This window comes from Thermocladium sp. ECH_B, assembly GCA_001516585.1.
Classification (GTDB): Archaea; Thermoproteota; Thermoprotei; order Thermoproteales; family Thermocladiaceae; genus Thermocladium.
Window position 1 is genome coordinate 1 of the sequence record LOBW01000018.1, and the last position, 21,606, is coordinate 21,606.

Below are 21,606 nucleotides of genomic sequence, written 5' to 3' on the forward strand. Positions count from 1 at the left end.
TGGTGTCCTCTCCCGGTATTGCGGGGGGAATCGGCCTCCGCTCCTCATTCAAGGAATTGACCGGGGGAGGGCATCCTGAAGAGAGGTGTTTAGGCTTAAAAAAACTTTTCTATAAGGGGGTTATCCATCCCCGGCCCTGATGGGGCGAGGCTTTTCGCCCCCTTAACCCCCATTTTGGTAACATGGGAAAATTAACTTCAGGGAAGCATTACGGGCTTCCTATAGACATGATAAGCTGAAGAACAAGTCATGCACCTCAAGGCGGAGGGTCGGTTTAGTCGCCTAAATCTTGACTAATACTATCCATTGTTCCCCATTAAGGGTTATGTTTCGGCGTTGAATGCCTTGGCGTCGATCAATAAATCCTCTAAATTCTCCATTATCTTTACGTTATCCACATAATTCCTTAACTCATTAAATAATGCCTTGTTTTGAGCGAATCTATCATCCATGAGAACCACGTAAACCCTGTCCCTCTCCGACCTAATTCCTCTGCCTATTGCTTGCTTCACCTTTATCAATGCATTCCACGTATATGTTATGTGCCAAGCCAATTGCTTGTCGCCTATCTTAGCGTGTAGATTATTCATCAATAATCTAAGAAAATCGCTGGGTTCAGGGTAAGGTACCCCAACTATTGCTATTATTCCTATTATATTCTTATCGCCCACCCTAAACTCTATGCCCTCTATTAACTTGCCGCCGGCCACGCCCAGAATTAATTGATGGGGATCCGCCTTAACCTTATCCATAACGGAATCTATTGATGTATTGGAGAGCTCAGCTATCACGTTGCGCACATGTATGTACTTCCTCACCCTCTTCATCATATCATAAGACGGAAACACCGCTAACAAGCCCGTACGCGTTAATTTAAATAATGATTCTATTGCGTTGGCGATTCTGGCGTACATCGATTCATCCCTCATGGAGTACTTAGTGGTGACTTCAGGATACACGGTTACCCGTATATTATCGATGTTTATGTACTCCTTCAGGGGAACCTTGATCAACCTATAATCATCACGAAGCCCCAGCATTAATCGCATGTACTCCTCGGGAGGCAGTGATCCGCTCATCAATATGTACTTATTAACCCTCCTAAATACGTCCTCGCTGACTATGGATGGATCAAGTAATTTGCTCAGAATGGCGTCGCCCCCCTCGCTGGGTCTATAGAATAATCCACGGCCCTGGAGCCTAGTTATTATGAATGAATAGAAGTCCAGCACCTCCGAGAGGGGGGATGAGAAGAATTGAAGGCCCTTGGATCTCTTACCCTGCATTATATCGGCGTAAATAGCCTTCAAGGTATCCATGTCATCGAAGTACGGCAATACATCGGACGCATCTATGTGTATCTCACGGGATGGGTCCTCCTCATTTATTGCCTTCTCCCTAAGCTTCCTAAACATGGTTAGGAGCATTTTAAGCGTGGATAATGCCTTGGCCCTCACATCATTATCGCTTACGTATTGCTTAACCTCGCTTATCGAGGACCTAATCATGTACTCCGTTAATTGAACTGTGTTTAGATCTATTATTGATGAGGGAAGGTTATGGACCTCATCCACTATCAGCACCGAATTACTTAGATCCAGCTNTATTGTCTCCGGCTTGCTTAATGCAAAGAGGTAATAATAAGATAATATCACTAGTCGAGCCTTATCTATTAACATCCTCGAGGAATCATACGGACAGAGGCCTGCGCCGCAGAACATCTTCACGTAGCCGGCGGGTGAATTGAATTGATTCCCCTTAATGAGTGATTCCGGAACCCCCTTCATTGTCCTCTCATAATATGGGCACTCATGATTGTTCTTCAAGTAATTGCACTCCATTAGGAAATCCTTATATGTCAATTTCCTAGATGAGGTGAGGCAACACATGTCGGCCCTATTCCTAATCATTACGAATGGCACGGAAATGCCCCTCCTCTCAAGGAGCTTACCTATCTCCCTGATGGGGGCCTGCGCTTGATTCTTAGTCCTGACTAGGTAAATTACCTTGAGGTCCCTATCCACCGCATACGATAATGCGGCAGCCAGGGCAGCCGCAGTCTTTCCAACACCCGTCGGCGCCTCCATTATAACGCTGAGGCCCTCGCTTAATGAGTATAGGATCGAATTAATCAGCTTCTCCTGAGGCTTCCTTAGGGAATCATATGGGAAATACTGCATCGACTTCAACGACTCGATAAGATGGGGATCTACATGATTTTTAAACCTTCTGCATAAAAGAGGAACCAATTACTACTTGCCTTGATGCTGGAACCATGGCTTATTTTATGATTAATTCATTATCGGCCGCATAATTAATTATTATGGATGCTTGATCAGGGGGAAGATGAGGAAGACCGAGGCCGCGGCTGCAAAGCAACTCATCCAGTTCGCTTGAGTAGTAATTAACTATTAGGGATAAGTTGTTTCCAAGCCTTATGGAGGAGCGACACTCTAGAATCAGGGGAATAACTAGGAGGGGGCCTCCTACTTCCCTCAATATGTGACTTAATTCCGCGTCTCCAATAATTACCCCCCTATGCTTCTTGCCCATGAGCAGTGATTTCATCATTGAGGATACGCTGGACTCATCCGGCAGCACTCCCCTAACCGAGGCGCCCAGCATCAAAATGTACTTATCAATATCTAGGAGAAAAAGGTAGACATTCACGTCTAGACGAGACTCATGCGAGGCCAGGATCGCTCCCTGTATGAATCGTGAATGTATGCCGGGTTCCTTCATTACTTTATTAATTGATGTGAGCAGGATGAAGTTACGCATCGTCACTGCTTCATGAATTTACCTAAGCGATGCTGGCTCCTCTTTAGCTCGCCTACCATTTTCTTCATTAATTCATATTGCTTTATTAGTTCCCTAACGTCGCGAGGCGTCGTTCCAGAGCCAATCGCTATTCTCCTGATCCGTGACGCATCTAGGAGACTTGGATCCATTAATTCCTCTCTAGTCATTGACCGCATTATAGCGAGCCAACGCCTCATTCTAACTTGTGCATCCTCCAACTGATCGTCGTTTAGGCTCCTCATGGGAGCCGGCAACATAGTCATGGGCAGCATTTGAAGCAGTTTACTAAGGGGGCCTAGCTTAGTCATGGACTCCAGCTGCTTCATAAAAGTAAGTAAATTGAATTTGCCCTCGCTCAACTCAGTCAATACTTGATTCTCCTCCTCTATCGACTTCATTCGCTCCAGCAATTCATCCAGGTTACCCATGCCCAATAAGCGCTGGACGAATTTCCTCGCATTGAATAACTCAACATCCTCCAAGTACTCGCCGTTCCCGATGAACTTTATCTTGGCGCCCGTCCTAATGACTGAAGTGAGCGCTCCGCCTCCCCTGGATGTGCTGTCCATCTTAGTTAGGAAAATGGAGTTTATAGGTACATTCCTATTAAAGGCCTCTGCTTGAGCGACGGCTTGTTTGCCCATTGTGGCATCTATCACGAGTATAACCTCATCCGGCTTAACGGATTCATATATCCTCTTGATTTCACCCATTAATTCCTCTTCATTCCTGTGCCTACCCGCAGTATCTATTATTATAACGTCAACCTTCTCCTGCCTCATCTTCTCAAGCCCCTTAATAGCCGTATTCACTGCATCACGAGAATCTGGATCCACGTGGAAAGGTAAATTCAGTTTCTCCGCTAATTGCCTTAATTGATCGTGAGCGCCCGGCCTTATCGTATCAGTCTCTATTAATCCGACCCTGTACCCCTTCCTAGAGAACCAGTAACCCATCTTGCCTGCAGACGTTGTCTTGCCGCTTCCCTCAGTCCCAACCAATAGAATAACATAGGGTCGCTTAGTTATCGTAATGCTGGGCTCGGCGTCTCCGCCCATTAATGATGTCAATTTATTATAAATCAAGTAAAGCAAGTAATCCTTGCTTGACACTCCAGAGGGGGGCTCCTCCTTCTTGAACTCCTCCTCTATGGATCTAGTGAATTCATAAACGAGCTTCACATCAACATCAGCCTTAAGCAATGCCCGCTGCAATTCCTTCATTACTTCCCGAAGAGTTTCCTCATCTATGTGGCTCGTCCCCCGTATTCTATCAACTAGCCTACTCAATGAGTCCATTAAATCCTTCATTTGGTCACCGCATCAATAGGACTGCTCGTATTGGTACTGGGGCTGATACTGGGCCGCCAATACTTGGGATAATTTACCCCTTATAAGTATTCCATATGGCTCATATATATCGAACGCCAGCTTGATTGGTTGAACCTTCATCCACCTCATCTTCCTTATATACATGACCCTATATATCTCATGCGTTCTCTCATCCTCATATAAATGCATTACTATCACTCCGCTGGCCAGGTACTCCTCTACCCCGAATCTGCTTATCTTAGTGGTTTCGCCCGTGGGTATCTCCGATGTTATTAGCGTGGTTACATCCTTCAACTTCTTCAAATTAAACACCAATTCGCGCATGTACTCCCTTATCCATAGAACATCTTGGTGGCTGGTTATGAGCAGTGGAGCTATTGGGTCAATCACTACTCTCTGGGCATTATACTTTCTAACCGTCTCCACAAGTATTTTAGCTATGTTCTTGGGGTCAATGGATAGCTTATCATCATTAGCATAAAGCCTGAAGTGGGTTCGGAAATCATGTATTATTAACTTGTTTTGTTGCTCATATGGCTCTAGATTCCACCCAAGCGCGTCCTGCACGCCTCGCTTAACATCCTCGCTCGGCTCATCAACCGTTATATATATGCCTGTTTCTCCCATATCGGCTCCCGTCTTGAGGAATTGGAGGCTAAAGATGGTCTTGCCCATTCCGGCCTCTCCAGCGACTAGATATACCTCTCCCTTCTTTAATCCGCCCTGTAGAATGTAAGTATCTAGGTACTGAATGCCAGTGGGAGCCCTATCGGCATACGGGCTATAGCTATACATGGTGGAGGCATACGGATCATAATAATTATTGCTATAGTAATTACTATCGTAGTAAGTCGGCTGAGTGGCTGGCGCGCTTGAATAATCATATCCATTACCATTATCCTGCGATGCACGTAAACTCCTTATATTCATTTGAATCTAATTCAGATACAATACCTTTTTATACTTATCCAAAATGTATAATCATAGAATAAAATATAGTTAGTCCTCAATAGGATGATGNCTCAGGCTCCGTCGTTGAGGGTTCCATCCTCAACAATAAATCAAGCGTTTCCTTCATTGCATTACTTAATTCCTTGCTTGAATTAACCTCATCCAACTCAAAGCAATTATTGAAAATCATGCTCACGAACTTCGCCATAATATCCTTGGGCACGGCGGTTAAAGCAGTCCTATATAGGGCAGGCAAGTCATTCCTTATGAATGCGATCAAATCATCTACTTTCCTCCATGAGTCCTCACTATTTTTTATTGAATCCACAAAAACATCAATGGCATACCGCTTATCAGTATCCAATTTGCTGAAGTCCATGGATGCATACGACCTATTCAGGCAGTACCTAACGAACCTATATAGCACGGGATTCATCTTGCTCATGGAGAAGCAATTGAGGACCCCTTATTATGCTTTCCTAAAGCCATTACCGGCACTGAGCATTGTTTCCCATATAACTACCATCTTGGCATTATGACTTCTATTATTAGGGATTGATAAAAAAAATAACGGCAAACCTCGCCCCTTTAGGGCGGGGAGGGGGTCGGATCCAAAAATTAGTTAAGAAGCAGCAAATCGCGTTGTACAGGGGAGAAGAATTATTTATTGATTGCGGGTTTGCCGTGGAGCAATATTGTTTATGCATGCAGCGGATTGCCGAATCGTATTTAGCAGTAGGCCAAGCACGCGTTGCGTGTCCTCATCATTCAATTGATTAAGTAGATCCGTTAACGTGGCCTTTGGGGCATTAGCCACCGCATTTGCATCTAGTGATGATGAGATGCAACCAATCAAGTTTGATAGCAGCATTATAGTTAATGGATTCAACTTGCTTAAGGCATCTATTAATTGCGTGACCTTATATATTACGTCGATTACTTTAGGCTCCATTAATAATTTGAGCAATTCCTCTATTCTATTAGATGCATCGGCCTCTGCAAGTAGCCCTATTCCTGAAGCATCTAGCTTATTATTTATAGTGCGCAGCAAATCAATGATTTCCCTGGTCTCCTTTTCATCCATTAATATAGCATAATTTCAGAATTAATAAAAGTGATGCAGAATTAGCTTCAGGGAGAACAACTGCTGAGAAAAAGATATCTATCAATTGCGATATTCGCGGCAACATGATTCCCGGCAGATGGGGGAATCTGTCGATTCATTAGGTAGTTTTATAAATTAAAGTATACGTATAGTATACGTATATGGATGATGATAAGATAAGGATAACTCTCGCAAGCAAGGAGCAGGCGGTAGTGGGCGAGTCCTTTCGCGTATTCGGGATACCTGATGAGTGCCATAGATGTAAATTATACGACATATGCATGGGTAGGTTAAGGCCCGGCCGCATATATCGTATAGTGGATGTGAGGTCGATTAATTTGCCGACTCCATTCAAGTGCCTCTTAACTGGAGGCAATATGGTGCCGGTCGCCGTGGTAGAGGATCCATTAATTATCCCCCTGAAGCGGCGGTATGTCGTGGAGGGAATGATAGTTACATATGATGCCTCTGCATGCGGTTGCCCCAGCGTGAAGTGCCCCAGCAGCTCTACACTGCCTGAAGGAGCTAGGGTGAAGATAATTGAAATAATGGAGACCCGCGACTGTAATGGGTCGAAGATATTCATAGCAAAGGCAATTCCAATGGATTAATCCTCACCTATCCCCTATCGGCGCCGCATCTTTCCATAGAGAATTGAAGTAGGTCTTAGCTATGTCCAATAAATAATCCTGTATGGAGTACAGGGTCAAGTATGTATTATCATACTTAACCGCCAATACGACGCCGTCCCCTATTATGCCGGCACCAAACATTCCACTCCTAGTTCTAGCAACCACGCGCGGAGGTAATCGCCTAGCCACTTCGATTAAGTTATCCGTAACGAGCAGCCTTACTTCGCTATTCCTTGATACCGCATCTATATCCGCGATTGCCTCATTATCTAGGAGGTCAACATATGGAATAGCTATATCTATCGAGGAGGCGTTTAGAGCCTTACGCATTAATTGCTTCGTGCTCTCCAACCCCTTCACTATGAAGAATATATCGCTTTGAGCCATGACTTTACTGGGATTATTGGACTCATACAGTAATTGAAGCGAATCTATTATGGGCCTCGTCGCTTCTATGTATCCATTAAGCTTCTCCAGGATTGTGGAGAACACTTCACGAGGAGGCTTAGCTATGAATCTGAGGGGCCGCCCCTGTTCCGAGTATATGATGCCGTCCCTCGCCAAGCTCGAGAGCACGCTATATACCTTTGATGTGGGTATTCCTGCTAGCCTCGCAATATCCTTAGCTGTGAGGGGTCCCTTCTCCACTAGGGTTAAGTAGGCCTTTAATTGGTAGGATGAGTATCCAATCAGCCTTGCGAGCCTCTTTAGTTCCTCATAACTCATACTACTGAGAGTATTAGTTGGGTATAAAATTTTTAAGCCGATCGTTTACTTTGGGTTTAATGACGGAAACAACAACCGTGGTTAAGGCGCCCGTGGAGACCACCACGCAGTTGGTGGATATATCCAGGTTCAAGATGCCTGAGAGCTACAAGAGAATCCTATTTAATGAGAAGATACAGGAGAACTGGAAGAAGCAATTCAAATTGCCACAAGGCGTGAGGGTAATAAAGACAAGCACGTCTGTCTGCCCCGTATGCAATAGGCAATTACCAATGGTAGTATATGAGGAGGGAGGCTCGATTTGGCTCCAGAAGACCTGTCCCGAGCACGGAACATTCACGGACATGTACTGGGGAGATGCGGAGATGTATTACTACTTCCTGCAGTGGGATAATCCGGACTACATAGGGAAGGGCGTGGCTAACCCCAATACTACCTTGGAGTACTATGAGGAGGCAGGCGGCTGCCCATTCGGCTGCGGCCTCTGCCCTGTTCACAAGACCAACACTGCGCTTGCGATAATAGACGTCACTAATAGGTGCAATATGAAATGCCCAGTTTGCTTCGCCAATGCATTCGCGGCCGGCTATGTCTATGAGCCTACCCTAGAACAAATAGAGTACATGATGCGTACCCTTAGAAACGAGAAGCCCTGGGCCCCAAATGCGCTTCAATTAAGCGGTGGAGAGCCGACGATTAGAAATGACTTGCCTGAGATAGTTAGCATGGCTAAGAGGTTGGGCTTTGATCATGTTGAGGTCAATACGAACGGGATAAGGGTTGCGAATGAACCTGACTTCTATAAGAAGTTACTTGATGCAGGCGTATCCACGCTGTATCTTCAGTTCGATACCATTAATCCAAATAATAAGGGGGTCTGGAGGCATAGGTTATATGATCCAAAGGCCTATGCCGCGTTGAAGAATAAGGTTATCGAGAATGCCAGGAAGTTGAACCACCACTCCCTCGTCCTAGTCGTCACAATGGCTAGGAATTATAACGAGAAGGACATTGGGGAGATACTTGATTTCGCCATAAAGAATAGGGACGTCGTTAGGTGGATAAATGTTCAACCCGTCTCATTCTCTGGCAGGGCCAAGACCGATTACACCAAGGATGAGTTAAGGAACTTCAGGATAACTATACCGGACGTCATAATAGAGGTCGAGAAGCAGACCGGTGGAAAGATAAGTAGATGGGATTGGCGCCCAGTTAATTGGCCGGTGGCCCTTGGCAAGATGATGGAGGTATTGACTGGGAAACCTAAGCCGCTCTTCACCAATAATCCCGTGTGCGGCGCCTCTACATTTATCTACTATGATGAGGACCAGAAGGATATCGTGCCAATAACTAAGCTGGTGGATGTGGATGCCTTTGAGAGGGATATATGGGACATATATAACACCGCAGTTAAGGGAGGNCTTTGGACGCAGGTCGGCAAGGTTAAGACACTCAAGTTGCTTAGGCACGTTAAGCACAAGGCCGTGAGGGACCTGCTTCAGGATGTACTCATCTCGAAGAGCTATGATGCGTTGGGCAAGTTCATGATGAATGTGGTGGGGCTCGGCATAATGCACTTCATGGATACCATGAATTTCGATGTGCAGAGGATACAGAGGTGCGATATTCACTATGCGGAGCCGGATGGCAGGATAGTGCCTTTCTGCACCTTGAATAACTTCCACAGGGAGAAGATAGAGCATTCATTCAAGGTTGACTCCAAGGAATGGCTGAGGCTACATCCCGGCAAATTCCTCAGCGGCTTCGCCTAATTCATAAATCTCTCCAAATCAATTAATTTAATTTCCTCTCTTTTTTCCCAATATTCCGCATAATTGATCAATATTTATAAATTGTCGCGATTATTGCTGCATTGAATGGCGGAGGACATAGAGGACATAGGCTTGGAGGAGTTATTGAATAGATTAAGCAATATAAATAATATAGAGATCCTCGGCTATACCCAGGGTGGGTTAGCCAAGGTAACTAAGGTCAAGGGGATAATAAAGGGCGAGCTAAACGAGAAGGAGCTAGGCGAGTTAAAGAAGAGGAGGCCCAGGGGTAAGCCAACTCCTAAACAGGTTAATACAGTTAAAAGCGTGGCTAAGCTGCTATTTGATAATAGGGTTAAGTTTAAGGTAGTGTTCGGCTCCAAGGAAGCCACCATACGATTCGAGCAAGGCTATGTGAGATTAACGGAGAGCGATGTGAGGATTGCCGGCTTCAACAACGAGAATGATCCGCCCCTCCCACTAATACTAAGTGAATTATCTAGGTATGGTAAGGTACTCTTCTTGAAGCCGCTTAAGTAACTTGAACCAGCCTCAAAAAATCCTCCACGCTGAGCTTATGATAATTATTCCCCCGCTTTATCAATATCAACGGTATCTTAGCCATGAGATCCTCCACTCCATGTTGCAGCAGCATGTCTAATCCATCATTGCTCGATAAATCAAGCATGATGCATTTATTCCCGAGTTGTTTACATGCATTGAGCAATTTATTGTAATTGATCTCCCAATTCTCCGTCACTATTATGACTTTATCGAAGTCGCAAGCCACTCAATAATGGTGTCGCTAAGCATAAAAGTATTATCGGGAGGTGTTTGCCCGTGGCGTAACTTCTCCGCTCTAAGGCCGCTCTTCATGGATTTCCGCGAAATAGAAGCTTAGGATGCAGCATCCTCATTATTCCCGGATTCATTGCGGATCATATGCATCAATTCATCTAGTAACTTACTATAGGTTGCATCTGGCTTCTCAAGATGTATTTCGCCATACATCTTTCTGTACTCCTCAATTATGGGATCGATGTTTGGCCTATAATCATATTTCCTAGCGAAGAAGAAGGCCAGATTCTTTATATCATTGATCAGTTTCTCCATGCTGCCAATTATTTTGGTTGGAACCCATTGAGGCCAATCAATTAAATATGGCTTATCCCCCGCCATTATTATATTGAATTCGCTTAGATCGCCATGTATGTAACCCGCCTCGAACGCGGTCTTCACGGCATTCATTATTTGCTCCCAAGCAGTGGCTGGATCGCTTAGATTAGCGTCGGCCAATTTCTCTCCATCTATGTAACTCATGACTACCGCGTGCCTATTAACGGCGATTGGCTGCGGCACGGGTACCCCTGCCTTATAGGTGCCCACAAGCGCTACGTACTCCATGTGAGCCGATATCCTGGACTCATATAGCCATGAAACATGCCTCCTCTCCCCCAGCCATAACCTGTATTTCCTCACATTCCTGAAGCTTATCCTGCCTAATCTATGAAACTTAACAACGCCTCTTCCGCCCGCGATTAGTTGCGTCGCATATACATCGGATTCCTTTCCTGAACCTATGGGAGATGGCGATAATGACTCTATTATGCCCATCTTGGCCAATGCATGTATGGCCAATACATCATAGCCCCTAAACGTTAATCGATAGCCCAATCCGCCTGACCTGGATACTAGTGCATACTTATTTAATTGCCTGATTGATTTAAGAGTGGAGTCCTCATTCTCCTTGAGCCACCTCAATAATCGCTCAAGCGGTACATATTCATGATACCTATGAAGGGCCTCAATCACCATTAATACCCTCAAGTCTCGTTTACTTAATGATTCATATGCGGCAGCTATATCCTTAATGCTCACTGGCCCCGTAATTTTATTCATAGATTTTAAGCGTTGCCCATCCAAGTCCCCTTGCCTCTTAATTATTAAGGCATCTCAGGGAAATGGGGCTAGGTGGCGGCAAATTATGGAGTGCGGTTATCTCTTCCTGGGTCCTCGGGGAATGGGTTTCCTCTTAGTTAAATTGTTTTTGCGGTGGTTTATGGAAAAAACCTTATATTTAAGTGGCTCGATAAAAAATAAGTAATGCAGAACATTAACGAATCGATAATTAGGATAAAGAACATCAATGAGAAGCTTAACGATATGTTCTATAAGTACTCGGATGAGATATCCGGCATACTTATTTCCGTCTTGTCGAGGGAGAACTTTCTATTAGTAGGTCCCCCCGGCACCGCTAAGACGACCCTCGTATATACCTTATCTAAATTAACCAACATTAAGTGGTTCTATAGGCAGTTAACTAAGTTCACGGATCTGGAGGAAATACTTGGACCCATAGATATAGCGAAGCTGTTGGAGGGCAAGGTGGAGCGCATATATGCTAATTCAATAATCGAGAGCGAGTTGGCCTTATTGGATGAGATATTCAACGCCTCTAGCGCAATTCTCAACACCCTCCTCTCCCTCCTTAATGAGAGGGTCGTGTATGATGGTGACAAAATAATCCCCGTAAAGACTTGGGCAGTCTTCGGCAGCAGTAATAGGGTTCCAGATGAGGAGGAGCTTCAAGCCTTATTTGATAGGTTTCCCCTGAGGACATTCACTGAGTACGTGTTGCCGGAGGACACGGAGAATTTATTGATAAAGGGATGGAATTTGAGGCGGGAGATGGATGAGTTAAGGCCCCTTGCATCTATGGATGATATACGCGCATTAAACCAGATGCAGGTGAATTACTTATTCAGCAATACTAAGGATATATCGAAGATATTGTCGCCAGTGATAGCGGACTATGTTGAGCACATACCTATTAGTAATAGAACAAGAATAAAGATACCCCTCTACGCATACTCGCTTCTATTGATACAGGGATTCAAGCCCGAGGAGGTCACTCCCATGATGCTTAAGGTAGCTGCCATAAGAGTGGCTAAGTACTTGGTTCAAAACAAGGATCAACTAAGCGAGTACGAGGCCTTCGCCATGACCCATATGCCCGAGGAGCTCCTTAAGATAAATGATCTAATAAGCGAGGCAAAGGCATTACTGAGTAACAATATAATAGACGATGCGCGGACGAGGCTCATGGATGCCAGGGAGACAATGAGCTCAATTAGGACTAAGTGGGATAAAAGCCTTTACAGCCTATATAAGTATGAGATAGATGAAATGATGAGCACAATAGAGAAGCTGGAGGAGATGATAATGAATGAGCAATGAGAAGAAGAGGCGTGGCATTCTTCTTAATGTTGATTATGATGATGAGCTAGCCAGGTATAGGCTTCGCGAGGTATTCATGGAGGGCAGGAGACGCATGGTGCCAAGCATGGATAAAATACCTCAATACGCATTGATAGATTCATTTTACCTGCATTACAGGAACCCAATGCTGGGGCAACTAAGCGATTTAAAGGATGAGAAGGACATATTATGGTATCACTTAGTTAACACGTATATACGCAGTGATCAGTACGGCGAGGCCGTTAGGGTAACTAAATTGAATGGCCACCTCTCGAAGCTAATGGCGGTTAAGATGCTCAGGATATATAGTAATCTATTAAGCAAAATGGAGAGAAGCGAGGGTTTTAGGCAAATGGTTAATGACTCGACTAATAGGTCCTCCTCCTCCAAGGAAAATAAGGCAATAATAGAGCGCGAAATACGTTCCCTATTATCGTTTTACCTCGGCAACATGAGGCGCATTAATGAAACAGTTAAGAAGGTAAAATCCGTAATGGGCAGCTCCATTGGGCACGAGGTTGCCGATATATTATTAAGCACGGATATAGACCCATATAGGACTCGTCTAATAAACATGCTTGACTCATTGGTTAAATTGATTTCTGACGTCAAGTATAAAATGGATTTATTGAAGGAGGAGGACGTCGTCTATAAGGGAATATCATCGGGGATAAAGAAATTATCCCATATGGCTGAATTACGTGACGTCACTCCCTCATACCGCGCATTAATGCGCGTATCGAAGCCGCTCTACGCCTATAAATTAGGCACTAACAATATAATGGTCAATGAGCGGAAACTAACCAAGAGGCCTAAGGTGTATCTACTCATTGATAAGAGCGGCAGCATGTTCTATACGGTAATGAATAACTTATTCGAGTTCGGAAGCATTAGCAAAATAACGTGGGCAACCGCGTTAGCGACTGTCCTAGTCATGAAGGGAAGCAATGTGCAAGTGAGGTTCTTCGACCAGCAGGTATACCCGGCGATAAGCGATAAGAAGGAGATAATAAAGACTCTTCTCTCCCTAATACCGTTGGGCGGCACTAACATAACGGCCGCCGTCAATATGGCAATGGAGGACGCGCGCCGAAACCCGCAATTAAGGGATTATAAGCTGGTCCTGATAACGGATGGCGAGGACGATGAGTTAAGCATGGAACCCATAAATAACGTGCGCTCCATGTTCAGCAATTTCAAGGTGGTTCTAATAGGTAATGAGCAATCCATGTTGGAGACCAACAAGAATACGATTAAGATAAGCAGTTTAACCTCGAAATCCCTCATGAAGATACTTAAATCCATCTAATGGAAAGATGGGCCACCCTCCTTTTATATGGTGAGGGCCATCCCTTAATTCAACGTCCTCCATGGAAGGCCTTGGATTGATATTGCTTTTAAGGAAAATTTTTAAAAGCGTTTAATTCTTAAGGGCATAAGCGGCCGTAGTCTAGTCTGGATCAGGACGACGGCCCCCCATCCATTTGCGGGGGATCGCCGTAGATCGTGGGTTCAAATCCCACCGGCCGCATCATTTTCAAGAGAATCAATAATAATGGCTTTCTGGCCCCTTCCCCGTCCTTGAGGGTGGGGGTTGTCGCTCATTTTATTAATGGCCTCACTCCTCCTCCCATAACATTAATGACACCGCTATGGTCTCCTCCTTGGTTGAGGTGATGACGCCACCCCTACCCATGCCCTAATAATCCAAATTTAATGTACATCTTAAAACTTGTCTACACCTTTACTGCATGTTAATCATCAATTTAGTATTAGGTTTAATCTTATTGAGGCCTATTAGGAATAGGACAATTGATATGGATATAATTGTGCTGAAGTACACCGCTGAAGATGCTATGGTTAATTCGCCTGTTGTTGTTAACAATCCATAGAGCAGATAATTTAAGTATAGGGTGAAGGAATCCATGTATGTATGGGCAATGATGGTTACGGCTAAGCCCCTTAAGCCCCTCCCATTAGTCTGCATGGCCCTTAGAAACATCGATGCACCTGGGTGGAATAGGAACGAGGCTAGTGGTTGAACGGCAATGCCAATGTACTGAGCGGTTAACAATGCCTGAAGCTGATTTTTAAAGGGTACGATGGGTAAACCCGTGCGTGCTACCGCTAAGATGATAACTAGGTTGAGCACACCCACTGCTATGTCGATGAGGGCAAAGCCGTAGCCTATGTACGGTGCCGAGGCTGGTTCCCTATCCTTAACTGCGAAGTACCTTGCTCCTTCCTGGCACACGCCAGCCATTAAGCCATAGTACAGTATGAGCCATGGTATGTAGGGCTTTAATGAACTAGACGCCAGGGCATTAATCTCTGTGATGTCCTTAACGCCTAGCATTAAAGGCAGCTCCCTAATTAATATTACCAATCCTGGGATCTGCTGGAGAACGTATTGAATAATGACGGCTAGTAGCATGTAGCCCACGCCGATGAAGACCCAGCCCCTACCACCCCTCCATAATGCCCTATTAAAGGTCACGTAGGCCACTATTGTTGCGGCTACCCAGTAAACCACTGCAATGGCCAGCGCTGAGGCTGGGCCGATGATGCTGGACATGATTCGCCTCACTCCATTACCGCATGACTGCCTCCCTGCTCAGGCTCCACCACGACTGCTGTGCCGTATGCTATTATCTCGTCCATGTACTCGCTTATTTCGTTTGAATCAAGCCTGAAGCTTATTACGGCGTTTGCCCCAAGCTCCTTGGCGTGCTTAATCATCCTCTCTATAGCCTGCCTCCTAGCCTGCTCAGCAAGCTCCGTGAACTCCTGGATCTCCCCGCCAACCAGTGACCTGAGCCCGGCTAGAAATCTGCCGCCAAGCCCCCTTGACCTAACTGTGATGCCTAGCGCAATGCCAATTACCTTAACCGCCCTGTAGCCCGGTATGTAGGGCGCCGTTGCAACGATTACATCACTCTCCCTAATGGCCATATTAATATTTCATCACATTAACTTTTAAGCATTTTGCAGTTAGCCTAGAACTACCCCGCCCTAACGGAGTCTCCGGCTTAAATTATGGAGAAATCATTCCTCACAGGAATGTCTCTTGAATGGGATTTAGCTCTCACGTTCCTAATAGGTGCATTAAAAGAGGGATTCAGATGATCTCGCCCCTTAAGGGCCGGGATAGGTGCTCGGATGGAGTCGATGATAGCAAATGTTAAATTTAAGCGCTGTCCTTAATGGCATGGATGGCATCTCAACAATTGAAATGAGGATCCTCGATAAAAACGCCGAGTACTTGGGCGTAAGCGATAGGATATTGATGGAGAATGCCGGGAAAGCGGTCGCAGATGTTGTCATGCATAGATACCCCAATGCATTAAATGTGGCTGTGGTTGCGGGTCTAGGCAATAATGGTGGGGACGGCATTGTCGCCGCTCGCTACTTATTAAATAGCGGTCGTAATGTCACAATTATTTTACTGGGCAGGACAAGCGATGTATCGGAGGAGCCGGCGGCCACTAATTTGCGGATATGTATGAATCTACTTAGGTGCAGGATAATAGAGGCTAGGGATGAGTACACGCTTCTAATGCATCAGGNCTTAATATTGAAGTGGCCTCAAGTGATAATTGATGCTGTTCTAGGCATTGGAGTTAAGGGGCGATTAAGGCAGCCCCACGCGACTGCCATCGACTTAATGAATATGTCCTCCGCGCCTAAGGTGGCTGTTGATGTCCCCAGCGGCCTCGACTCCGATACAGGTAATGTTTGGGATAAGGCAGTTAAGGCGGATGTGACCGTGACCATGCATATGGCTAAGCACGGCTTACTCGCTGAATCAGCCAAGCAATATGTGGGCGAATTAATTGTGGCGGATATAGGAATACCCAGGGAGGCATCCCTAATAGTGGGGGCGGGCGATATGTTATTGTTAAGATATGGAAGAGACATTAACTCCAAGAAGGGGGATAATGGTAGAATAATGGTGGTGGGGGGGTCCCGGGACTTCACCGGCGCGGCTCTATTCACGGGATTATCCGCGCTAATCATGGGGGCTGACTTAGTTAATATTTATGCGCCTCGCGACGTTGCGCATGATATACGCAGCAATAATCCCAGCATAATTTCCATTCCATTAGATGGAGACGCGTTAGGAGAGTCGCATGTGGGATTCATAGTGGAGGAGATGAGGAAGTTCCATGTGCTAGCCATTGGCCCCGGCCTAGGCCTAAAGGAGGAAACGCAGAAAGCCGTAGTAAATATAATTGATTCCGCCGTTAAGTTAGGCAAGAAGGTGGTGATCGATGCAGATGCGATAAAGGCGATAGGCAGCTCTGGCAGGCTTGATTTATTGAAGGGATTGATAGTTACTCCACATGCAGGGGAATTCAAGCAATTATTCGGGGTAGAGGTTAGCGCCGTTGATCCATTGGAGCGCGGCGAATTGGTTAGGAAGATAGTCGCTGAGAAGGCCCCGGGCTCCATAGTTCTACTTAAGGGCAATACCGATGTGGTGACGGATGGGGTTAGGATTAAGCTGAATAAGACCGGTAATCCCGGGATGGCGATTGGGGGAACCGGCGATGTATTGACGGGCGTAACGGCGTACCTAGCATTTAAGTTAAGCGATCAACTTGAGGCAGCCGCGATAGCTGCATTCATAACGGGCTTAGCGGGCGACCTTGCCGTGATCGATAAGGGATTCCACATAACTCCCCTCGACGTAGTGGATAGGCTTCCGAAGGTGCTCTCCATGTTCTTCGATGTGAGGAGGTCAGTCATCGATTCACTGCATCCCCAGGTGCGTGGCTTCCTAGGTGCTGCCGGGTCCTTATGATGAATCCCCTCCCAAGCCCCCTCAACTCGCTTGGGGAGACCATGAGGCGACCCACCCCTATTACATTGCTTGACTGATCCTTGATGGCTATATCCATTCCAGCCCTGGCATTAATTATATCAATTACCATTGAGAGAGGGACATTCCTTCCCTGCCGTATAAATGGCACAGCCTCATCCCTCACCACGGCGTATGAGTCGATGAAGCGTGCCCCGAGGAGGGTTGGCAATAAGTAGCCATCGCTTGCCCTGATCGAGAACGCTAGCTCCCCATTATAGTAAACCTGCCTAACCCTATTCAGAACCGGATTGAATTCGATGCTTAGGTCGCCCCCCATTAATCTCTCCACGGTGCCCTTGCCATACTCATATGATATTATCGTTAAAGCCCTGCGAATTAGGTATGGGTCCCGCGTCTTCATTTGCTAACCCACCGTGTGGATCGTCACGTAATTACTATCAACGCTGTTAGATAGAAGGGTCGTATGTATTTCGCCAATTATCTGCTTGCCGGCGCCTAATTCCCGCAATAATGAGGCTAGAACTGCGCTTGTTTTCTCGTCTAGGCAATAATCCATATTATCAATCAACACTATGCTTCCAGTCTCGCTTGCCATTAATTGAGTTGTTATTGTCAGTATTGTCTTTAAGCTGCAAGGTACTTCTCCACCCATTATTTCATTATTATTCTTATCCACATAGGTTATTCCAATGCCATCCCCCACGAGGCCGGCCCGCAGCCTTCTATAGCCGAGTCCATCGATTGCCTTTCGCAGGAATCGAATCTTCCCATCCATCCTAGGCTCCATGCTTAACCTAGCCAAGACCTCTACGGTGTATTCGCCGTGGGTTCCCACCCAAGACTTTCCACTTATCTTGGAGACCGGCGGGAAATCAAAGTAGGGACCTAAGTAATAAACCCTTAGATTAGCTAATTGCCGTGACATGAATCGCACTACATCCATGACGGTTTCATATAGTGTTGCGAATTCATCTATTAATTGAACAGCATTGCTTCCCTTAAGGGATAATCCCTCAGCGGATAGGAATAATCCCGCATCCTTTACCTCCACGTCTAGGGGCACCTTAATGAAGCTCCCCTCCGCCCCTCGTCGGGATACCAGCAGCGTGCCTTTATCAGTTCTAATCACTTGCTCCACTGCATTCTCATGCCTGGCCACGGCTATGGTTAGCATGCCATCTATTGTAGGCAAATTAACGGCTGAAAGCCTCTCATTTATGTCGCTCACCCGCCACTGGGATGTATTGAATGTTAACTCCACATTGCCCTCCATCATCAATATGGAATTCAAGTCATTCCCAATGCCCGATAATAATCCATAAACTACCTTGAGTATCAGCGACTTACCGATTCCCGGGAATCCGCTTATCAACGTAACCGGGGAGAGGTCAAGCTCCTTCTCCACATTATTAGCGAACTTGGATTTCACTCTAACCAGCATTGATCAACGAAGCGTTGAACCCATTATAAACTTGCCCGCGTTAAGGCTCATTGCTTCAATAATGGTTCCTCATGGCTAATATTGGGGATCAATGAAGCGGAAATAAGGCAATGAGGATATACAGGAATTACTCTTCCTTGCCTGTCAATATCTTGTACTTATCTATATCGCGCAGTATCTTTATCTCCTCCTCGGTTGGGTCGCAGATTGCTCCCACATTGCTGGCCACCTCTATCTCAAAGCTGCTGTTTGCCTGTACCTCATCCAGCGATACTCCCGGCATTAATGCTATTAACCGCATCCTCTTGTTCTTGCCGTTAAAATCATATAATCCAAGTTGGGTCACCACCATCCAGGGGCCAGACGGTGTCGGTAATCCAGCCTCCTTCCGTGAATCTCCTCCCTGCAGCCATCCAGGCGTGGTTATGAAGTCAACCTTAGGCACGAACTTCCTCTTGTCTTGCCGCATTATTATCATCACCTTATTAGAGAGGGAACCCACCTCATTAGCCCCACCGCTTCCCGGCAGCCTAACGGATGGTTTCTCCCATGAGCCTATCACAGTCGTGTTTAAGTTACCATACGGATCTATTTGCGCCCCGCCTAGTAATCCCAGATCTATGCGGCCCGTGGATGCCAGTGACATAACGTAATCCATGGTAGTCGTCATGAAGCCGCCCTTATAGGTCCTAGTATCAGCCACCGATATTGGCAAATGCCTCGGTGCGTGGGATATTCCGCCCGATTCATATATAAGCGTTATTTCATGCATATAAAGCCTTGCGGCTAGGGTGGCCGCCAGCAATGGTAGGCCCGTTCCAACGAATATGGTTTTTGCTTGGGATTTCGCTATCATTCTAGCAGCCGCTATTGCCATTAATTCGGTTTTACTGAAGTTCATTTCCTATTCACCCATGGATACTCGGGCTCCATGAATCCCTCCTCTATGTCCTCCAGCATCTTTAATTTCTTTAGGCCAACCTTATTCTCCAAGTAGTCCCAGTAATCCTTTGAGTCAAGTATGTACTTCTTAATATATTCCCGGGCCCCCTCCTCGCTTTCAGTGACCTTGAGGAACTCATAGAGGTGATCCTCATCCCAGTAATACTTTGTCGGCATCAACGTTGGATGGGCACCGTATGGCTGAACTACCACAGCATCCACTAGGAAGTGAGGTATAGTGGTTCTCCATGGTTCCTCCCTCACATGCTCGGGCGACACCAATTCCTCAGTAACTATCACAAGGCTCTTCGCTGCCCTGACCAGATTGAAATCAGCCATTAGGGGTCCAATTATCTGTGCATTGCCGTATTTATCTGCCTTATGCACATGAACCACAGCCACATCGGGCCAACAGGCAGGCACCATTGTGATGGGTTTTCCAGTCATTGGGTCAATCACTTGCATGGCAGCGCTTTTCCTAAACGTATCGCTTCCTAGTAAAGATCGTATGGGCGTCCAGGGAATACCCATGGCCGCTGCCCTGAGTCTCCACTGAAAACTCCCGAGGGACCACTCTGAGAGTATCTTGACTTTACCAGTCTCGAATAATTTTCGTATTCCCCTCAATAATCCCCTGACCTCCAGGGAAGCGGTAAACGCCAACTCGACTTCGCTTGATGCGCCGGCCAATAGGAGGAGGCCATATATGTAATTATCGGGTACCATTAATAATTTAAGGTCTCTAATTCCTTGCCTAATCATTTCGTGAACGAATGCGACTGGGGTCCTAACGTAGCCGAAGCCGCCGAACATTAATGAATTCCCCGGCTTTATGAATGTCTTCACTGCCTCCCTCATCTCCATTACCTTATCTCTAAGGCCCTTATCCTTGCCTGCGAACCACTCCCTCATCTCATCTGGGTCACTCCAGCAAATAGTGGTGCCCTCGCCTTTAACTACGTCCATGGGCGTTTCTTGAATATATGCATATATATTTTTTATTGCAGCATTTAAGGCATGGATTCCAGATCAACCCCCACCAGATAAACGCCGCCTCAATTCATGGAATTATGAGCATTGCCCCCTCAATGCTGGATTAGTGGATTCCGAGGTGCATGACTATAGTTGGGCCCCGCATGTCTGATTCATTGGCCTCAATCATAATGCTTATAGCGAAGCGTGGGGCTTTACGCGTCATGGGCGAGCGTTTTGAGGAGTATGTTGCCTCCCTTCTAGGTAATCTGGGGTATTCCGTGCTTGGGAGCAGGGTGAAGGTGGAGTCCGGCGGGATTGAGGTTGGGGAGGTTGATTTATTAGTGATGGATCCAGCTGGGGTTAAGTACGCCGTTGAGGTGAAGTCGGGTAGGGTCGATGTGAGTGGAATAAGGCAGGCATACACTAATGCGGTGGTGCTGGGCGTGAAGCCCATGGTTGTGGCGAGGGGTTTCTCAAATGATTCTGCTTCTCAGTTAGCCAATGAGTTGGGCGTGAAGGTAATTACCTTGGCCGAGTCAGTCGTATTAGGCATGGATGAGCTTAGGCTGGCCTTAATCGATGCTCTTTACCAATTCGTGGCCGAACTAATCGAGCCTGTGGGCAGCGCAATGCGGCGCGGCGTATCTATGGACCTCATTGATGCATTAATAGAATGCAATAGTATTGATTGCATATGTAATAAATTAAACATGAATGATTGTAGTAAAATAATGGAGTCTCTTAAGGATGAATTTAATGTAAACAATGCATCTCTTAGAAAATTAAGGGTATTAGCATTTATATATAAATTATTTATGTCGGCTACCGGCAAATAACACTTCGTCA

At 45.9% G+C, this 21,606-nt stretch carries 23 protein-coding genes and 1 tRNA gene; 9 read left to right on the plus strand and 15 right to left on the minus strand.

Features of this window, described 5'->3' with window-relative positions; genetic code table 11:
- Positions 1-323 precede the first annotated feature (323 nt).
- From AT710_03585 to AT710_03610, 6 genes are all read right to left on the minus strand, one after another.
- On the minus strand, positions 324-2,189 hold the full coding sequence (locus tag AT710_03585) for a hypothetical protein (GenBank protein KUO92342.1): 1,866 nt from the start codon (positions 2,187-2,189) through the stop codon (positions 324-326).
- Positions 2,190-2,280: 91 nt separating this feature from the next.
- Entirely contained in the window at positions 2,281-2,781 is a 501-nt protein-coding gene (locus tag AT710_03590; protein ID KUO92343.1) for a hypothetical protein, read from the minus strand.
- Between the two features lie 2 nt (positions 2,782-2,783).
- Entirely contained in the window at positions 2,784-4,112 is a 1,329-nt protein-coding gene (locus AT710_03595) for a signal recognition particle (protein ID KUO92344.1), read from the minus strand.
- Positions 4,113-4,124: 12 nt separating this feature from the next.
- Positions 4,125-5,063: a recombinase RecA gene (locus AT710_03600; GenBank protein KUO92345.1), complete on the minus strand. Its 939-nt coding sequence runs from the start codon at positions 5,061-5,063 to the stop codon at positions 4,125-4,127.
- Positions 5,064-5,139: 76 nt separating this feature from the next.
- A complete protein-coding gene (locus tag AT710_03605; GenBank protein KUO92346.1) occupies positions 5,140-5,529 on the minus strand; it encodes a hypothetical protein in 390 nt (129 codons plus the stop codon).
- A gap of 219 nt (positions 5,530-5,748) precedes the next feature.
- Entirely contained in the window at positions 5,749-6,168 is a 420-nt protein-coding gene (locus AT710_03610) for a hypothetical protein (GenBank protein ID KUO92347.1), read from the minus strand.
- Positions 6,169-6,350: 182 nt separating this feature from the next.
- Between AT710_03610 and AT710_03615 the strand changes: the two genes are divergently transcribed.
- Positions 6,351-6,800 (plus strand): hypothetical protein, encoded by a 450-nt coding sequence (locus AT710_03615; protein ID KUO92348.1) that lies wholly within the window; start codon positions 6,351-6,353, stop codon positions 6,798-6,800.
- A gap of 3 nt (positions 6,801-6,803) precedes the next feature.
- On the opposite strand, the gene AT710_03620 is transcribed toward AT710_03615, so the two are convergent.
- Positions 6,804-7,547, minus strand: a complete 744-nt coding sequence (locus AT710_03620) for a TrmB family transcriptional regulator (protein ID KUO92349.1) — start codon at positions 7,545-7,547, stop codon at positions 6,804-6,806.
- Between the two features lie 59 nt (positions 7,548-7,606).
- Between AT710_03620 and AT710_03625 the strand changes: the two genes are divergently transcribed.
- Positions 7,607-9,319, plus strand: a complete 1,713-nt coding sequence (locus AT710_03625; protein ID KUO92350.1) for a molybdenum cofactor biosynthesis protein MoaA — start codon at positions 7,607-7,609, stop codon at positions 9,317-9,319.
- Positions 9,320-9,424: 105 nt separating this feature from the next.
- A complete protein-coding gene (locus AT710_03630; GenBank protein KUO92351.1) occupies positions 9,425-9,859 on the plus strand; it encodes a hypothetical protein in 435 nt (144 codons plus the stop codon).
- On the opposite strand, the gene AT710_03635 is transcribed toward AT710_03630, so the two are convergent.
- Together AT710_03635 and AT710_03640 are read right to left on the minus strand one after the other, a co-directional pair.
- Positions 9,852-10,109 carry a hypothetical protein gene (locus AT710_03635; protein KUO92352.1) on the minus strand — a complete coding sequence of 86 codons (258 nt, stop codon included), beginning with the start codon at positions 10,107-10,109 and terminating at the stop codon, positions 9,852-9,854. The two genes, AT710_03630 and AT710_03635, sit on opposite strands and share 8 nt — an antisense overlap.
- 107 nt (positions 10,110-10,216) lie before the next feature.
- The gene (locus AT710_03640) at positions 10,217-11,197 is read right to left on the minus strand and encodes a hypothetical protein (protein ID KUO92353.1); all 981 of its coding nucleotides are present in this window, start codon (positions 11,195-11,197) and stop codon (positions 10,217-10,219) included.
- On the opposite strand from AT710_03640, the gene AT710_03645 reads away from it, so the two are divergent.
- The 4 genes from AT710_03645 to AT710_03660 all read left to right on the plus strand — a co-directional run bounded on the left by AT710_03645 (position 11,190) and on the right by AT710_03660 (position 14,108).
- Positions 11,190-11,423 (plus strand): hypothetical protein, encoded by a 234-nt coding sequence (locus AT710_03645; protein KUO92354.1) that lies wholly within the window; start codon positions 11,190-11,192, stop codon positions 11,421-11,423. The genes AT710_03640 and AT710_03645 overlap by 8 nt on opposite strands.
- Entirely contained in the window at positions 11,423-12,556 is a 1,134-nt protein-coding gene (locus tag AT710_03650) for an ATPase (GenBank protein KUO92355.1), read from the plus strand. Before AT710_03645 ends, AT710_03650 begins: the two co-directional genes overlap by 1 nt.
- Positions 12,546-13,886: a VWA containing CoxE family protein gene (locus tag AT710_03655; GenBank protein ID KUO92356.1), complete on the plus strand. Its 1,341-nt coding sequence runs from the start codon at positions 12,546-12,548 to the stop codon at positions 13,884-13,886. The genes AT710_03650 and AT710_03655 overlap by 11 nt, the downstream gene beginning before the upstream one ends.
- Before the next feature lie 130 nt (positions 13,887-14,016).
- Positions 14,017-14,108 (plus strand) — tRNA-Gly (locus AT710_03660).
- 213 nt (positions 14,109-14,321) lie between these two features.
- Here AT710_03660 and AT710_03665 read toward each other — a convergent pair.
- Together AT710_03665 and AT710_03670 are read right to left on the minus strand one after the other, a co-directional pair.
- Positions 14,322-15,164: a hypothetical protein gene (locus AT710_03665; GenBank protein ID KUO92357.1), complete on the minus strand. Its 843-nt coding sequence runs from the start codon at positions 15,162-15,164 to the stop codon at positions 14,322-14,324.
- On the minus strand, positions 15,161-15,529 hold the full coding sequence (locus tag AT710_03670) for a hypothetical protein (GenBank protein KUO92358.1): 369 nt from the start codon (positions 15,527-15,529) through the stop codon (positions 15,161-15,163). Before AT710_03670 ends, AT710_03665 begins: the two co-directional genes overlap by 4 nt.
- A gap of 256 nt (positions 15,530-15,785) precedes the next feature.
- Here AT710_03670 and AT710_03675 point away from each other — a divergent pair, with 256 nt between their 5' ends.
- On the plus strand, positions 15,786-17,381 hold the full coding sequence (locus AT710_03675; protein ID KUO92359.1) for a bifunctional ADP-dependent (S)-NAD(P)H-hydrate dehydratase/NAD(P)H-hydrate epimerase: 1,596 nt from the start codon (positions 15,786-15,788) through the stop codon (positions 17,379-17,381).
- Here AT710_03675 and AT710_03680 read toward each other — a convergent pair.
- The 4 genes from AT710_03680 to AT710_03695 all read right to left on the minus strand — a co-directional run bounded on the left by AT710_03680 (position 17,323) and on the right by AT710_03695 (position 20,751).
- A complete protein-coding gene (locus AT710_03680; GenBank protein KUO92360.1) occupies positions 17,323-17,802 on the minus strand; it encodes a hypothetical protein in 480 nt (159 codons plus the stop codon). The two genes, AT710_03675 and AT710_03680, sit on opposite strands and share 59 nt — an antisense overlap.
- Positions 17,803-17,805: 3 nt before the next feature.
- Positions 17,806-18,843, minus strand: coding sequence for a hypothetical protein (locus tag AT710_03685; protein KUO92361.1), 1,038 nt, complete (start codon positions 18,841-18,843; stop codon positions 17,806-17,808).
- A gap of 127 nt (positions 18,844-18,970) precedes the next feature.
- Positions 18,971-19,744, minus strand: coding sequence for a hypothetical protein (locus AT710_03690; GenBank protein KUO92362.1), 774 nt, complete (start codon positions 19,742-19,744; stop codon positions 18,971-18,973).
- A complete protein-coding gene (locus AT710_03695; GenBank protein ID KUO92363.1) occupies positions 19,741-20,751 on the minus strand; it encodes a hypothetical protein in 1,011 nt (336 codons plus the stop codon). Before AT710_03695 ends, AT710_03690 begins: the two co-directional genes overlap by 4 nt.
- A gap of 230 nt (positions 20,752-20,981) precedes the next feature.
- Here AT710_03695 and AT710_03700 point away from each other — a divergent pair, with 230 nt between their 5' ends.
- Positions 20,982-21,596: a hypothetical protein gene (locus tag AT710_03700; GenBank protein ID KUO92364.1), complete on the plus strand. Its 615-nt coding sequence runs from the start codon at positions 20,982-20,984 to the stop codon at positions 21,594-21,596.
- The last annotated feature ends 10 nt before the right edge of the window (positions 21,597-21,606 follow it).

What these genes read in the sequence shown, in the direction of transcription:
- AT710_03590 (KUO92343.1), bottom strand. Translation starts at nt 2,781, where the DNA reads ATGCGTAACTTCATCCTGCTCACATCAATTAATAAAGTAATGAAGGAA.
- AT710_03595 (KUO92344.1), bottom strand. Translation starts at nt 4,112, where the DNA reads ATGAAGGATTTAATGGACTCATTGAGTAGGCTAGTTGATAGAATACGG.
- AT710_03600 (KUO92345.1), bottom strand. Translation starts at nt 5,063, where the DNA reads ATGAATATAAGGAGTTTACGTGCATCGCAGGATAATGGTAATGGATAT.
- AT710_03610 (KUO92347.1), bottom strand. Translation starts at nt 6,168, where the DNA reads ATGGATGAAAAGGAGACCAGGGAAATCATTGATTTGCTGCGCACTATA.
- AT710_03615 (KUO92348.1), top strand. Translation starts at nt 6,351, where the DNA reads ATGGATGATGATAAGATAAGGATAACTCTCGCAAGCAAGGAGCAGGCG.
- AT710_03620 (KUO92349.1), bottom strand. Translation starts at nt 7,547, where the DNA reads ATGAGTTATGAGGAACTAAAGAGGCTCGCAAGGCTGATTGGATACTCA.
- AT710_03630 (KUO92351.1), top strand. Translation starts at nt 9,425, where the DNA reads ATGGCGGAGGACATAGAGGACATAGGCTTGGAGGAGTTATTGAATAGA.
- AT710_03645 (KUO92354.1), top strand. Translation starts at nt 11,190, where the DNA reads ATGCTCACTGGCCCCGTAATTTTATTCATAGATTTTAAGCGTTGCCCA.
- AT710_03650 (KUO92355.1), top strand. Translation starts at nt 11,423, where the DNA reads ATGCAGAACATTAACGAATCGATAATTAGGATAAAGAACATCAATGAG.
- AT710_03655 (KUO92356.1), top strand. Translation starts at nt 12,546, where the DNA reads ATGAGCAATGAGAAGAAGAGGCGTGGCATTCTTCTTAATGTTGATTAT.
- AT710_03670 (KUO92358.1), bottom strand. Translation starts at nt 15,529, where the DNA reads ATGGCCATTAGGGAGAGTGATGTAATCGTTGCAACGGCGCCCTACATA.
- AT710_03680 (KUO92360.1), bottom strand. Translation starts at nt 17,802, where the DNA reads ATGAAGACGCGGGACCCATACCTAATTCGCAGGGCTTTAACGATAATA.
- AT710_03685 (KUO92361.1), bottom strand. Translation starts at nt 18,843, where the DNA reads ATGCTGGTTAGAGTGAAATCCAAGTTCGCTAATAATGTGGAGAAGGAG.
- AT710_03690 (KUO92362.1), bottom strand. Translation starts at nt 19,744, where the DNA reads ATGAACTTCAGTAAAACCGAATTAATGGCAATAGCGGCTGCTAGAATG.
- AT710_03695 (KUO92363.1), bottom strand. Translation starts at nt 20,751, where the DNA reads ATGGACGTAGTTAAAGGCGAGGGCACCACTATTTGCTGGAGTGACCCA.
- AT710_03700 (KUO92364.1), top strand. Translation starts at nt 20,982, where the DNA reads ATGGGCGAGCGTTTTGAGGAGTATGTTGCCTCCCTTCTAGGTAATCTG.